This is a genomic window from Brassicibacter mesophilus, from assembly GCF_050433385.1.
GTDB classification, from domain to species: Bacteria; Bacillota; Clostridia; order Tissierellales; family Proteiniboraceae; genus Brassicibacter; species Brassicibacter mesophilus.
Window position 1 is genome coordinate 39,758 of the sequence record NZ_JBNPXI010000006.1, and the last position, 15,433, is coordinate 55,190.

13 protein-coding genes are annotated in these 15,433 nt (G+C 31.6%); 4 read left to right on the forward strand and 9 right to left on the reverse strand.

Going from position 1 to position 15,433, the window contains the following annotated elements; all coding sequences use genetic code 11:
• Positions 1–14 precede the first annotated feature (14 nt).
• Complete coding sequence (locus tag HNR33_RS08680; RefSeq protein ID WP_429082394.1) at positions 15–1,562, reverse strand: spore germination protein; 1,548 nt, start codon at positions 1,560–1,562, stop codon at positions 15–17.
• A 420-nt stretch (positions 1,563–1,982) separates the two neighbouring features.
• Between HNR33_RS08680 and HNR33_RS08685 the strand changes: the two genes are divergently transcribed.
• Entirely contained in the window at positions 1,983–2,657 is a 675-nt protein-coding gene (locus HNR33_RS08685) for a class I SAM-dependent methyltransferase (RefSeq protein WP_429082397.1), read from the forward strand.
• A gap of 111 nt (positions 2,658–2,768) precedes the next feature.
• On the opposite strand, the gene HNR33_RS08690 is transcribed toward HNR33_RS08685, so the two are convergent.
• On the reverse strand, positions 2,769–5,852 hold the full coding sequence (locus HNR33_RS08690) for a M20/M25/M40 family metallo-hydrolase (RefSeq protein WP_429082400.1): 3,084 nt from the start codon (positions 5,850–5,852) through the stop codon (positions 2,769–2,771).
• Position 5,853: 1 nt separating this feature from the next.
• Positions 5,854–7,149, reverse strand: coding sequence for a hypothetical protein (locus HNR33_RS08695; protein ID WP_429082403.1), 1,296 nt, complete (start codon positions 7,147–7,149; stop codon positions 5,854–5,856).
• Between the two features lie 325 nt (positions 7,150–7,474).
• On the opposite strand from HNR33_RS08695, the gene HNR33_RS08700 reads away from it, so the two are divergent.
• Positions 7,475–7,789: a hypothetical protein gene (locus tag HNR33_RS08700; RefSeq protein WP_429082405.1), complete on the forward strand. Its 315-nt coding sequence runs from the start codon at positions 7,475–7,477 to the stop codon at positions 7,787–7,789.
• 49 nt (positions 7,790–7,838) lie between these two features.
• On the opposite strand, the gene HNR33_RS08705 is transcribed toward HNR33_RS08700, so the two are convergent.
• Positions 7,839–8,279, reverse strand: a complete 441-nt coding sequence (locus HNR33_RS08705) for a ferritin-like domain-containing protein (protein ID WP_429082407.1) — start codon at positions 8,277–8,279, stop codon at positions 7,839–7,841.
• Between the two features lie 152 nt (positions 8,280–8,431).
• On the opposite strand from HNR33_RS08705, the gene HNR33_RS08710 reads away from it, so the two are divergent.
• Positions 8,432–9,727 (forward strand): alkaline phosphatase family protein, encoded by a 1,296-nt coding sequence (locus HNR33_RS08710; RefSeq protein ID WP_429082409.1) that lies wholly within the window; start codon positions 8,432–8,434, stop codon positions 9,725–9,727.
• A 17-nt stretch (positions 9,728–9,744) separates the two neighbouring features.
• Positions 9,745–10,983: an MFS transporter gene (locus HNR33_RS08715; RefSeq protein WP_429082411.1), complete on the forward strand. Its 1,239-nt coding sequence runs from the start codon at positions 9,745–9,747 to the stop codon at positions 10,981–10,983.
• 47 nt (positions 10,984–11,030) lie between these two features.
• On the opposite strand, the gene HNR33_RS08720 is transcribed toward HNR33_RS08715, so the two are convergent.
• From HNR33_RS08720 to HNR33_RS08740, 5 genes are all read right to left on the reverse strand, one after another.
• Positions 11,031–12,221 (reverse strand): trans-sulfuration enzyme family protein, encoded by a 1,191-nt coding sequence (locus HNR33_RS08720; protein WP_429082414.1) that lies wholly within the window; start codon positions 12,219–12,221, stop codon positions 11,031–11,033.
• Between the two features lie 19 nt (positions 12,222–12,240).
• A complete protein-coding gene (locus HNR33_RS08725) occupies positions 12,241–12,894 on the reverse strand; it encodes a class II aldolase/adducin family protein (RefSeq protein WP_429082416.1) in 654 nt (217 codons plus the stop codon).
• Between the two features lie 167 nt (positions 12,895–13,061).
• Complete coding sequence (locus HNR33_RS08730; protein ID WP_429082419.1) at positions 13,062–13,862, reverse strand: QueT transporter family protein; 801 nt, start codon at positions 13,860–13,862, stop codon at positions 13,062–13,064.
• 27 nt (positions 13,863–13,889) lie between these two features.
• The gene (locus HNR33_RS08735) at positions 13,890–14,660 is read right to left on the reverse strand and encodes an MTAP family purine nucleoside phosphorylase (protein WP_429082421.1); all 771 of its coding nucleotides are present in this window, start codon (positions 14,658–14,660) and stop codon (positions 13,890–13,892) included.
• 12 nt (positions 14,661–14,672) lie between these two features.
• Positions 14,673–15,431, reverse strand: coding sequence for an energy-coupling factor transporter transmembrane component T family protein (locus tag HNR33_RS08740; RefSeq protein WP_429082422.1), 759 nt, complete (start codon positions 15,429–15,431; stop codon positions 14,673–14,675).
• Positions 15,432–15,433: the final 2 nt, after the last annotated feature.

The following is a 15,433-nucleotide window of genomic DNA, read 5'->3' on the forward strand; positions in this document are numbered from 1 at the left end:
TATCTTTTCCCCTTCTACTGATTTTGGTCAGTTAAAGAATTATTTTCAGCATCAGCTTTTCTTACAGGATTTCTATCTGCCATTAGCTTTGGTCTATAGTACATATACCACCAAGGCGCTCTTATTGCAGTATCTTTTAAATCCTGTTTATTAATGGAGCCTAGATTAATCATATATGGAATTCCAAAGGATCTTATGGACATCAAATGAATAAAAAGTCCAATAACTCCAAATATATATCCATACAATCCTAAAAAACCAGACAATAGCAACAATACCAGTCTTGTTATTATTACTGCACCCTTTAAAGGATAAACTAAAAATGCAGAAATTCCCGTCAACGCTACAATAATTACAATAGGTGCACTTACAAACCTTGCTTGGACTGCCGCTTGACCTAATATCAATGCTCCAACAATACTTACTGTAGCTCCAATTGGTTCAGGTAGCCTGACTCCAGCTTCTCTAAGGATATCAAAAACTATGACCATCATAAATGCTTCCACAATGGTTGGAAATGGTACACCTTCTCTAGCAGAGGTTATACTCAGAATCAATGGTGTAGGCAGCATTTCTTGGTGAAATGTAACTAGTGCAACGTAAATAGCAAGAATACTAGTAGTAAAAAAGAATGACATGTACCTTAACAATCTGTTAAACGATGAAAAAAAATAGTTATTATAATAATCTTCATTTGACTGAAAATATTCCATAAATATAAATGGCAAAGTTGATACAGAAGGAGTTCCGTCTACTAGAATAGCAAATCTTCCCTCAAGTAATTTAGCTGCAACAATATCTGGACGTTCAGTATATCCTACTGTATCAAACGGTGAATATGGAGCATCTCTTATCATTTCATCTATGTAATTTGATGCTAAAATTCCATCTATATCTATCTTGTCAAGGCGTCTTTCCAGTTCCTTAAGAATTTTCTCATTTGCAATTCCTTCTATGTAGCAATAACACACATCGGTTTTAGTCTGCTTTCCTAGCTGTCTCATTTTGAATTTTAAGTTTGGATTTCGTATTTTCCTTCTTATTAAGGATATGTTTATTACTATTGACTCTACGAATCCCTCTCTTGGTCCTTTAACAATTCTTTCGGATGAAGGTTCATTTATTGTTCTTGTTTGCCACCCCTTAGTGTCTATTAACAATGCTTCTACGATACCGTCAATCAAAACAATCGTATCACCATACAACACTGACCCAATCAATTCATCAATGTTGGATGTTTTTTTTATTTCATTTGATATAATTTCTTTTTTTAAAAGAGTATCTAAGAGTTTATCAAATGATACAACATAGTCTATGTCAGCGTTAATAATTGGCTTTATAATATCTTCATTTACTAACTCTTGATTTACCATTCCATCAGCATAGATTAAGCAACACTTTAGCTTGTTTTGATTTTTATTTTCTATATTTCTATATCTTATTGTGTCGTCATTAACAAAAATATTTTTGAACATTTGAATGTTTTGTTCAAGACTTTTTGAAAGCTTTAATTCACTTATGTTTGAATTTGAAATATCATTTATAGTATTTTTTCTTTTCATGATAACACCCTTTGCTTTTTCTTAATATGTATTATTAGTTAAAATTAATGTATTTAGTCATTTTCTTTTATTTAGTTTGTTTACAGAAGTCCTTTTTTATGCTAAAATTTAGAATAAATAATAAAAGGAGGCTTAAATACATGCTTAAACTTATTCTTAAGTAATTAATTTAGAAATATATTTCTAATTATTTTAACCTTAGAAAGATGATTTGACCTAGATATATAGGCTTTTTTGTCGTGTTTCTTTCGAGGTAATTACTTAATGGATAAGTTCTGTACAGCCTCAGGCTATTATATTGCTTTCTTGAGACCGTAGGATAACATCCCTGTGGTTTTTATTTTTTTATGTTATAATAGCAAGAACATGACACATCTTTAAGGTTATATTATTTTAATAAAGTATAAGGAGATGTGTATTATGAGTGAACAAGAAAATGTTAAGGTTGAAGAGATGGCAGATTTTTTTAATAATAGAGCAGGTACTTATGACTCACATATGAAAGAAACTATAAATTCTTTTAATGAGTATTATCTCACTATATCTGACGGAATAGTAGAAACAAATGATATAGTGGAAATATTAGATTTAGGTTGTGGTACTGGATTAGAAATAGAAGGAATACTGAAGAAAGTACCAAATGCAAGAATAACATGTATTGATTTGTCTGAAGGAATGTTAAAGCTTCTTGATGATAAATATAAAGATTATAAAAACCAATTAACAATAATAAATAACTCTTATTTAACTCATCCATTTGAGATGAATAAGTATGACTACGTTGTTTCAGTTATGACAATGCACCATTTTAAATATGAAGATAAGTGTGCCCTATATAAAAAAATAAAAGGTTCTTTAAAAGAAGATGGAAAGTATATCGAAGGAGACTATGTGGTGTCTAGCGAAAATGAGCTGCTTTGGTTAGAGAAATATGATAAAATACTCAGCGAGATAGGTGATAAAAAAATTAAGCTTTATCATATTGATATACCATTTTCATTAGAAACTCAAAAAAAGCTGCTTAAAGAAGCTGGATTTAATAATTTTGAAATCATGTTTGAAGAAGGCGAGCATTTTATATATTGTGTATGTTAATGTGGATACAAATATAGTCAGTGCTAAAATAGTTTAGTCATACAAAAAGGCTATAAAAGTATACTATAATATGCTTTTTATAGCCTCTTTCCTTTTAAAATTTACTTTTAACTACTCTCTCTCATTTCCCTTAAACATTTCAGTTTGTTTCAGCTTATCCATTCCACCTTCTATAGTGTATGGAGCATATAGAGTAGAAATAAAAATCATACTCATCACAGTAAATATTACATAAAGTCTAAAATATGAAACTTCTCTTTTTTCGTGTTTATAGATTAGTACTAATATAACACTAATTAAAGAAATAATCACAGTTATGATTAATCCTTCATATCTAAAGCCAAGAAACTCTGGCAATCTGTAAAATAATATTTGAAATATCGTGTTACACAAAATAGCTGCTGTAATGATCACTCTATTGTCCTGCCAACTATCTTTTTTAACTATCTTAGATATTATCAATATAATACATCCAGGCAAAATCCAATAAAGCTTTCTAATCATTGTCAACACCATTAGAAAAATGTTTTGAACCATGTTTCCAAGTCTTATATACAGAATCATTCTTCCTGAATTTGCACCAAATTTTGAATCAGAGCTTTTTATTTTTAGAACATAGTCATTATTTTTACCTTCTAACCATGCTGCATATTTGTCATAATTACTCTCGATCAATATGGGATTAATCGTATTCTCTTTTTTTATATTTGTCAGTATTTCTTCTTCAATTATCTTTCCATTTAAAAATCCTATTATACATATGTAGTTTGTATCAAGTGCGTTTTTTCCACTTGCCACAAGTGTTACTTCAGCATTATTGCTTTTATTGCTACTACTGATATATGGTGCTTCAGATATTTTAATAAGTGCTCCAGCGCTATCATGTAACTCTAGTTTTTGTTTTTTTATATAGTTATCCTTTCTATCTCCTAAGTAAAAAGTCAAATAGTAGCAGTCTGTGCTTTCTTTAAAGAACACATATCCTCTAGATTTATCTACTCCAAAGCTTATGCTGGCATTATTTTTCAATGAATATATTTCTTTTGGTGCTACTATATTTCCATCTGGCTCAAGCAAAGCATATTTTATTACACTTTCTTCACCACTATTTCTCTCTTTAAATAATATATGGACTCTGCCTTTATTATCAGCACTTGAATATATATCAATTATGTTTTCAGCATTAATATTTTTTATATCACTATTATTTTTTATAATAATTCCTTGCTCATTGTACCCAACAATATATAGTTCATTTTCTACTTCTGCTATATTAAAGCCTTCTATATTATCTATAATTTTTTGCTTGTTTTTATGGATTCTATCAAGATTATATAATGAACGGTTTTCTAGGTATAATATATTGTCATTATATAACCTTATCTTATCAACATCAGTGCTTATATCATTTATATAGCTTTCTTGTTCTACTAAACCATCTACATTTACAACTATTTGCTTTAAACCTTTGTCTCCTTTTAACAGCAGTACTAATTTGCCATCAACATTACCATCATAAATCCTTTTAATATCATTTCCTTTTATCGTAACTGTATTTTCCCAAGGTTTAGAATTATATGCTATCACGCTTGAAGCATTAAATCCGTAGCTACTGTTGTATATTAAAATTCCAAGAAGTAGTAATATAAAAATAACACTTGAGAATATTGGTTTCCCACCAAATAGTTTCTTTAGTTTACTATTCTTATTTATCACTTTAATCATAAATACTGCTATTATACAAACTAGTGCTATAATAACTAAATAAAGGAGTAGTAATTTTAATGTGTGAATTTGTTCTTCTGTTATTTTCGAGAATGTTTTATCCTTGGCTGCATAGGCATAATAATCTATACAGCTTAAAACAAGCTCTCCTACTTCATCTAATCTATGCACATTAATGTTTTCAATTGTATCATCTGGAGTATGTATTAATCCTTCTGAAGGATGTGAAAATGTAACAGCAGGAACCCCTCTATAATTAAAGCTCCAGTGATCACTGCTATCTGAATAATTATCAGTATTGTATTCTACTTTATTTTCATCAAGTACCTTTCTTATCTGTTGTAAAAATTCATTCATCTTTTTATTTGAAGAAAGTGAAGGAAAAGAGCTAAGCATAAGCTTTACTTCTTCTTTTGACCCTACCATATCTAAGTTTATATTTACAGTTTTATTTAGTGAAAATAACGGTACATCTGTATAATGTAGAGATCCTTGACATCCGCTCTCCTCTGCATTAAATGCAGCAAATATTATTGTTCTTCTTGGCTTTATTTCGCTTTCCTTTATAGCTCTTGCTAGCTCAATAAGCATGCCTGTTCCGGATGCATTATCAAGTGCGCCTCCATATACTTTTCCATTTGGATCAGTCCCTACATGGTCAAAATGAGCACTTATTATTAATGCTTCTTCTTTTAGCTCTCTATCATTTCCCGGGATATATCCTATTACGTTTGATATTTCTAGCTTGGGAAATGTAAGATTCAGGTTAATATCTAAGGTATAATCTTTTTTACTGTAGCTTAATAGCTCGTTAAATACCTTTTCTGTGACTAATATCTCAATAAATCCTTCTTTTACCTGCCAGCTTTCTTTTTCTCCTACGTATGTACTTTTGATGAACAAATCCTTATTTAAGCCATTTTGATTAGTATTAGACGGCTTTATAACTGCTTTAACACCTTTTTCAATAAGCTTATCAGTATTCTCTTTATCATGAGTATTCATGCTTGTTAATATAATTTCATCTTTACCTGGTTTAATTTCATCTAAGAAATTAGTCGCCTTCACTTTTCCTCTTGCACTTCCACCAAATGCATAATCGGAGGTTATCTCTCTAAAATCCTCTCTAAGCTCATATTGCTTTACTATATTTCCGTTTTTATCTAGAACCTCAAGCTTTGTAGGCTGCTGTAAAATTGGAGAAATAACTTTAAAGGTTTGCAAATAGCTGCTATCTTCACTATATGGTTCAAGACCAATTTTTTTGAACTCTTCTGCTATATATTTTACTGCTTTCTCATTTCCTTCTGTTCCCGGCAACCTACCTCCGTATTCTACTGAAGAAAGCTGTTCAATATGCTTATGTGCATTTTCTTCATTAAACTCAACCGTGCTTATAGATGAACAGCCTGAAAGAACTATACATATAACCAATAACAAAACTATATATTTATTTTTATTATTGAGCATGTTATAACCCCCTAACATACTCTAACCATTCTTCTTCTAATTCTAATAAATCTTTACCATATACTTCATAAAGAGCTTCATCTACTTCTTTCAATTGGTTTGCATTGAAAAGCTCCATGTATTTATCGATACTATATTGTTCGATCATGTATTTTGCAAATGAGTATAACTCAGTATGTATTATCTCTTTATCAGAATCAACTCTTAAATAATATGCATCTAAATTTTCTAATGGTATGTAGTTATCAGATATTATAACTTCTTTCACATTTATACTTGGATTTTTCTCTTCGAAAAACAACCAGTTATATAATCCAATTTCAGTACTGTCATTTAAAGGCTTTCCAATTTGACTTATTAATACTTTGAAGATCGCATAATTATATGAGATATCATCTTCTTTATATAGATCATTGCAATCTCCAAGCCAGTAACAATGATCATTGTCCTTATTTTTCATAAACCAATCCTTATTTAAGAAAAAGTAATAATCTATTTTATCTTTATATTTCATATTCAGTTTAATTGAAATTGTGTCATAAGCTTTCTCTCTTGTTTCTATTATCTTTCGGATATCCTTTTCAACATTTTGGTCATAGCTACCATAGTGAAATACAAAATTTTCACTATCAACTTTTTTATAATCATCAAGCTTGAAAATATTATCTCCTAATGAATCTAATGTCCACTCAGTATCACCTTTATTAAACTTACCAGAATATTTTTCATTTTTATTTATTAAAATAGCATAGTCAGTATTATAAGAATGCATTATAGAATATGTGTACGGTAAATCTTGATTATCTACTGTCCCATTTACATAAAGATATTTTCTCTTATTCAATGGATTAGGTACAACAAATCTATACATTGCTCTATCACTGTTTTCCAATGCCTTATCTTCAATAAATAACTGCTCATTATCAACTCTTATAGGAAGCTTTTCATTTATTCTTCCAAAAAAAGCATTTGTAGAAGGATTTCCTATCACTTCAATATGATTCTGTTTTATGTCATCTTCAGTTACTTCTTTATCAGTTTTTATAATTGCATTTTTATAATACATAATATCAGTTTCTGCTAACTTTTTGCTTATTTTATTATCTCTTTCATTTCCAATTGTTCCATAAACTATAATCGTAGTTTCTCCATTCTTTTCTTTATTAATAAAATCCATCATTCCAGTCATATCTTTAAATATCTCACTATCAGTACTAACTATGCTACTACATCCTGAAAATAAAAAAGAAAAAGCAGTAAACAATAATAACAATACAAAACTTAATTTATTTTTCATTTGAACCCCCCTGGTTTGGTATTATTAGTTAGCTATAAGAAACCTCAATTCTTAAAAAACCATATTTATTATCTATACATTAATTATATAATTATTTTAAAATACTAAAATGCATATCGTCTATACTATACACATGTCAGCCTAAAATGTCAGTTTATTAAACTTTATTAAAAAAAGTCATTATTGGATATGTATGTAAATACATTATAATCATACCATATATGTTTATTTGTATAATATAGACATTATGGAAGGATAGCAGATAAAAAGATAGAATAGTAATATATATTGTAATGTATTTATTTTTTTAAGTGAGGTGACCAATATGAACAATGAAAAAGAAATAATAGAGCAGACTAAAAAAGTATTTAAAAATAGGCAATTATCTCTAGCCTGCTTATATATAGGACTTATCGTCCTATGCTTTGGGGCTATTAACATTATTCCATTAATAATTGGAATCACTTTGATCGTAGCATTTTTTGTGTTATCATTAATTTTTTGGAAGTGTCCTTGCTGTGGTGAGCATTTTGAAGTAAGACATGGTAGAATGGATAGAATAACACATTGTCCATTTTGCGGAGTCAGATTAAGGTATAGCGATTATGGACCTGATGACTATGATCGATATTTAAAATGAAACAGCTATATAACTAACGAAGAAGAGGAAAAGGAGCTTTCGCTCCTTATTAATCCTCTTCAGCCTCTTCTTCAAATAATATAGGTATTCTCATTGCATGCTTAGCCTCAACTGTCCTTGTCATAAAAAACAAATCTTTTAGATATTTATTTGGTGCTTTTAGATATTGTTCACCATACTTTTGATAATCTTTAGTTTCAGCTATTACTCTTTGTTTAAGTGCTGTATCATAGTCAGTTATAGTAACTGGCTTAAGAGGACTTGGTTTAAAATATCTACCAGTTAGCATATAGTACGCACTCTGCATATTTTCTGCATGCTTCTTTTCATCTGCGCTAAATTCAAGTATTATTTTCTTAGCAAGTGGAGTTGGAGCAAGCTTTGCTAGTTCTTTATAATACAAACTGTCTTGCATTTCATCTTGAATGTATTCTTCAATATCCTCAATTAGCTGAGCATAATATTCATAATAATAAGTGTCTGGATACATAATCTCACCTCCACTATTATTCTATTCATAGCATGTTTTATTGTGATATCTCTTGATTCTGTACGCGCTGAAAACTTAACACAATTTTAATAGAAAATATAGTATCATTAAAATAGGACAAGTAAAATATACATATATCATGAGGTGATAATATGCGTAACAGGCATTTAATAGTTATATCCTTTGACGCTTTAAGTGCAATTGACTATAAGCATCTACATACCCTACCTAATTTCAGTCAATTAATAAATAATGGAACTTATGTAAATAACGTTAAAACAGTATACCCATCGCTTACATACCCAGCACATGTCTCAATAATAACTGGAAGACTGCCAAAGGATCACGGAATAATTAATAATACTTTACTACAGCCCGGAAGAAAGTCTCCAGACTGGTACTGGAAATATAAGCATATAAAAGGTGGAACATTATTCGACTCTGCTAAAAAAGCAGGTCTTACTACTGCTGCATTGCTTTGGCCTGTAACGGCAAAAGCCAAGATAGACTACAACATGCCAGAAATTTTCCCTAATAGACCTTGGCAAAACCAAATTCTTGTTTCTCTTTTTAATGGTTCTCCTATTATGCAAATTCAATTGAACAATAAATATGGCCATATTAGAAAAGGATTAAGACAGCCTGAGCTTGATGATTTTACACTTGCAAGCACGCTTGATTTAATAAAAAACAAGAGACCTAACCTTATGATGATACATTTTACTGATTTAGACACTCAAAGACATCATTATGGGTTTGATTCTAATGAAGCGATTGAAGCTATCAAGCGTCATGATGCTAGGCTTGGTAAAATCATGAAGACCATAAAAGATGCTGGGATTAATGACAATACAACGATTGTAGCTTTAGGTGATCACAGTCAAATAGATGAAAGTAAAGTTATTAGTTTAAATACTTTATTTGTTCAAAATTCACTAATTCAGCTTGATAAAGGAGATAATGCAAAAAATTGGCAAGCATATGTTAAAAGCTGTGACGGCTCAGCATACGTGTATTTGAAAAATTCTAGCGACAAGGGCATTAAAAGTAAAGTTGGCAGCATTATTAATTCATTTATGCAGAATCCAGATTGTGGCATAGAAAAAGTATATAGCACCAACCAAGCAGCAGCCCTTGGTGCAGACCCAAACTGCTATTTAATGCTAGAAGCAAAAAAAGACTATTATTTTATAGAAAGTACTAAAGGAGAAGTCATTGAGAACATTTATGATGCTTCCATAGGTAAAAAGGTTACTAAGGCTGCTCATGGATATCATCCAGATAAGCCAAATTACGGGACATGCTTTATGGCAGCTGGAAAAAGTATAAAAAAGGGAAAAGTAATTGACAAAATCAGTCTTATTGATGAAGGTCCTACGTTTGCTGAACTCTTAGGGATTAAAATCGATAATTCATACGGCAGAGTTATCCAAGAGATACTTGAATAATATTTAGGAGGTGTTCTATGTTTAAGGTCAACAAGGAAGAAAAAAGCTGGATTTTGTATGACTGGGCAAATTCTGCATATACACTAACTATAACCTCAACTATTCTTCCACTATATTTTAAAGCTGCTGCAGAAAGTGCTGGAATTGCTGCATCAACCTCAACTGCTTATTGGGGATATGCAAATTCTATTTCTACACTCATATTATCGTTATTGGCTCCAATACTAGGTACTATTGCAGACTATAGGAATTATAAGAAAAAATTTTTTACTTTCTTTTTATTTACAGGTGTATTTTTCACAGTAATGTATTCGTTTGTACCTCAATCACAATGGATATGGCTTTTAGCTTTATACATAATAACCGCTATAGGCTTTTCTGGAGCAAATATTTTTTATGATTCATTTCTTGTAGATGTTACCACTAATGATAGGATGGATAGAATATCTACATCAGGCTTTGCATTTGGATATATAGGAAGCACTATACCATTTATCATTTGTATAGCTATTATATTGCTTTCTCAAAAAGAAATACTGCCTATATCGTACATATCAGCCTGCAAAATATCTTTCATAATCACTGCTATTTGGTGGTTTACATTTTCTTTACCATTTCTTAAGAACGTAAAGCAAAAGCACTATGTTGAGCCTGAACCTAACCCTGTACTAAATAGCTTCAAACGACTTTTTAAAACACTTAAGAATATCAAAAGCCATAAAAAGCTTTTCATTTTTCTATTAGCATATTTCTTTTATATTGATGGAGTAGGTACAATTATAAAAATGGCAACATCTTATGGCTCAGATTTAGGAGTAAGTCCGACATCACTTCTGATAATACTCCTTGTTACACAATTTGTTGCATTTCCTTGCGCTCTTTTATATGGCAAATTGTCTCAAAGATTCTCAACAAAAAAATTAATATATTTTGCAATAATAATATATATTGGTATTTGTATTTATGCCTATTTCTTAAAAACAACTTTAGATTTCTGGATATTAGCAATGCTTGTTGGCACATCTCAAGGAGGTATACAAGCACTCTCTCGTTCTTACTATGCAAAGCTTGTCCCTAAAGAAAACTCTAATGAATTCTTTGGATTCTACAATATCTTCGGTAAATTCGCTGCTATTTTTGGACCATTTTTAGTAGGAATTGTTGCTCAGATGACAGGTAAGACAAATAATGGAGTATTCAGTATAATAATACTATTTATCATCGGTGGAATATTATTAGCTAGAACACCAGAATAGAGTAAAAAAGTCGTCACACTTAGTAATGTGGCGACTTTTTGTCCTTATTATATCATTGAAAGTGCGTGTTCTAAATCATCTATAATATCTTCAGCATCTTCAAGTCCAACAGATATTCTAATCATACTTTCAGTGAGTCCAAATTTCTTAAGCTCTTCTTTTGGATAACCTCTATGCGTCATAGCAGCTGGAACCTCTACAAGAGTCTCACAATCACCTAAGCTTACTGCAAGTTGAGCTAGCTTAACGCTATCTACTACTTTTTTTGCTTCCTCTAATCCACCATCTACCTCAAAGCTTATCATTGCACCAAAGCCCTTCATTTGCTCTTTTGCAATATTATGACCTTTGAAGTTTTCAAGCCCAGGATACATTACTTCCTTTACTTTCGGGTGCTCTTCTAAGAATCTTGCAACTTCAAATGCATTTTTCTCATGCTGTCTCATTCTTACACCAAGAGTTTTTAGTCCTCTTAGCAGAAGCCATGCGTTAAATGGGCTCATTACTCCACCAAACTCACACATGTAGTCAAATTTTAGCTCTTGTATATAGTCAGCATTCTTTGAAACTGCTACTCCGCCAACAACATCTCCATGTCCGCAGATGTATTTTGTTGCACTATGAACAACTACATCTGCTCCTAAGGTAAGAGGTTTTTGAAAATATGGAGTTGCAAAAGTATTATCTATTACTACTTTAACATTTTTCTTTTTAGCTATTTCAGCAACTTTTTTGATATCAATAAGAGCAAGATTGGGATTTGAAGGAGTTTCAAAATATATAACTTTTGTATTGTTATCTATTAATTCTTCTAAACCTTCAAGCTCTGACAAATCAGCTACCTTATATCTAACGTTATACTGTGGAAGAACCTTAGTAACTACATTGTAGCTTGAACCATATATTGTTCTATTAACAATAACATTATCTCCTGGCTTTAAGAAAGAAAATAATACTGAGCTAATAGCAGCCATACCTGAAGCAAAGGCAACTGCACCATTTCCTTCTTCAAGTGCAGCCATTCTATTTTCAAACAATCTTAATGTTGGATTATTTCCTCTAGTATATACATAGTCATTGCTTTCAAAAGACATAACCTTTTCTACATGCTCAATGTTTTCAAATACGAATGTTGATGTTTGAAATATAGGCGGGTTAAGTGAATTTTTAGGATTTTTTCCTTCTCCACCTGCATGTATCGACATTGTATCAAATTTGTAGTTCTTATTTTTATCCATCTTTACACCCCCAGTTTATCTATCTTTGTCCGTATTTGTTTAAATAAAATTCTCTCATAAAATCTATGTCTTCTTGACTAAGCTCAACAACTCCACCCATAATTTGAGCAAAAATTGTAGCTTGTGCAGATTTTTCAAGTACTCCAGCTATTTTCATAGTTTCTTTCATATTCATTCCTGCCGCTAAGCATCCATGATTTGCAAGAATAACTGCATTTCTACCTTCCATAGCTTTAACTGCTGCTTTGGCTAGCTCTTTTGAACCTGGAAGAAAATATTCACTTACTCTTACATCTCCACCAACTATTTGAACTAAATCCTCAGCTGCTCCAGGTATTGGCTTTCTTGCTATTGCCATAGCTGTACAGTATGTGCTATGAGTATGTACTACTGCATTTACATCTTTTCTATTTCTATATACTTCAAGGTGAAGATTATATTCTATTGATGGCTTCATTGTTCCATCCACTACATTTCCGTCCATATCTAATATAACTATACCTTCTGGTGTTATAGTGTCATAGTCAACGCCACTTGGAGTTATAGCAATATAATCTTCTCCAGGAACTCTTGCACTTATATTTCCCCATGTGCCAACAACAAGCTTGCTTTCAAGCATCTTTACTCCTGCTTCAATTACCTGTTTCCTTGTGTCTTCAAATCTAACTGCCATTTGATAACCTCCCTATTTAGTAGTTAATAACTGATTCTCCTGATATCAGTTAAATACTTAATGATTATGATACCAGATACGAAATACAAGATAGAAGTATATCTTATATCTCGTATATAGTATCTATTTGTTAAAGTCGAGGGAAAATACCCTCGACTTAATTTAAATTATTGCATGAAGCCTGATATTATTACTGCTAATGCCCCAAGTCCTGCAACAAGTCCTACACTCATTGTACCTGCTCCACCAGCACCAAATCCAGCAGTAAATAAAGCTTGACCTGCACCTAGAGCAACTACTAATCCACCGCCAAGTCCTACAACTATTCCTAATAGCATCACTATTGCTCCAATTCTAGCTGTTCCACCTCTTCTAGGAAGGTCTTCTTCTGGAATAATATCAGTCCATAAAAGATCCCATTTCTTAATTCTAGGGTACAATACTGCAAGAAGTGGTAATCCTAATACTATTGAAGGAATTGAGTTGTTTAGAGATATTATTGTACCAAGTGCTGCAAATGGCACCATGTTTATTATATCCAATCCCCATCCTATAATTAATGCACATGCTAATGCTCCACCTAAAGCAGATACAATAAAAGCAAATACTTTTCTTCCAGATTTTAGATTTGGTTCATTGTCATCAGCTTTTACTATTCCTAAATTACTCCAAAGCTTATATGGTACATAAGCGAACATAAAGTTGCCAACAAAACCAAAAATACTTCCTACTCCTAATGACCCAAAGAAGTCTCCAATGAGGTTTCCTATTGCTGCTCCCCAAGCACCTGCAGGACCAAATAATAATCCAAGTACAACTGGTAATGCACTAGCTGGTCTAAACTCTGTTATACCAGGTATTAATACAAAGCCCTTGAAAGGAATCAATACTGCAGCATACAAACCTGCACATAGTGCAACTAAAACAACCATTTTTGTTTGTTTCCACATATTAAATACTTCTTTCATTTAATTTACCCCCTTATTAAAGTATAATTACAGTTCAATAATAGCTTTGTTACAATTACAATTTTCTTGATTTAAGTCATCTCTAAAAATGTCTATGAATGCTTCTGTAATTTTCTCTTTATTGCCAGCTAACGCACCTTGTATATCATGTAAAGCTATCTCATCGCCATTTATGCCTGTACACCAGTTAGTAATAATGCCTACTGCTGCATAGCACATACCTAGTTCCTTAGCTAGTACAACTTCAGGTACATTAGTCATTCCTATAACATCACCTCCTAGCTGTTTATACATTTTTACTTCGTATTCTGTTTCGAATCTTGGTCCTTCAGTGCATATATAAACTGCTTCTCCTTTTATGTCAATTGCTTTGTCTTTAGCTATATCATAAAATTTATTTCTTAAGTTTATGCAGTATGGGTCAGACATATCAGTATGCTTTACTCCGTCTTCGCCACCTTCGTAAAATGTTATTGGTCTTACCTTAGTGAAATCGATAAAACTATTCATTACTACCACATCACCAGGAGCATATTTTTCATTGCAGGATCCAACTGCTGCAGTAGCATATATATATTTAACTCCTAGCAATTCAAGAGCTTTCATATTTGCTCTATAGTTTATCAGATGCGGAGGAGTTGAGTGCCATTTGCCATGTCTTGCCAAAAACGCAACTTCTTCACCAGCAATTTTAACTATATTCACCTCGACATTCCCATACTTAGTTTCAACTATTTTTGAGTAGCTCTCTTCACCTACGTTATATACACCTGTGCCACCAATTATAGCCTTTTTCAATTCATCTACCTCCTATAAGTTAAATTTGACTTTAGCATATATAGAAACTGCTATAATTACTACAGTTAATATCATTAATGCATGATCTCTAGAATTAAAATTTATTTCTAGATAATTTGTTCTTTCATCATCGTATCCAAAGCCTTTTGACTCTAAAGCCATTGCAAATACATTTGTACCTCTGATTACAGAAATAAGTGTCGGTATTAGTAGAGGAACATACTTCTTAGCTTTTTGAATAAATGATCCTGAATCTAAATCAAGACCTCTAGATTTCTGTGCTTGTGTGATAGTATAACTTGTACCAACTATCATAGGAACAAGTCTAATTGCTGTAGAAAACGCAAATGCTCCTCTATATGGTACCTTAAGCTTAACTAGCCCAATAGCTATTTCTTCAATCTTGGTTGCACTTAAAAATATCATTCCTGCAATAATCATTATGTCAAACTTTAAGCCTATTGTGATACCATAAATAATACCTTCTTTAGTAATGGGCCCTAGCAGCTTTGTATCTCCACCTTTAGTTAATGACCATAATATAATAGAAACTAAAGCAATCATAAAAAGTATTACTCTAATGCGTTTAAGGTTTGACAGAACCTTTCCTGAGTATCCATATAGCAGGATAACCAATGACAAGCCGATTAGAATAGGTAGTGAATAAAACATTAGTGCCACTGTAAAGCTTCCAAACATAATCAAAAGTTTTGTTCTCGGATCTAATCTGTGTAAAAATGTATCCTTATCTAGATATAGAAACATATCCATAC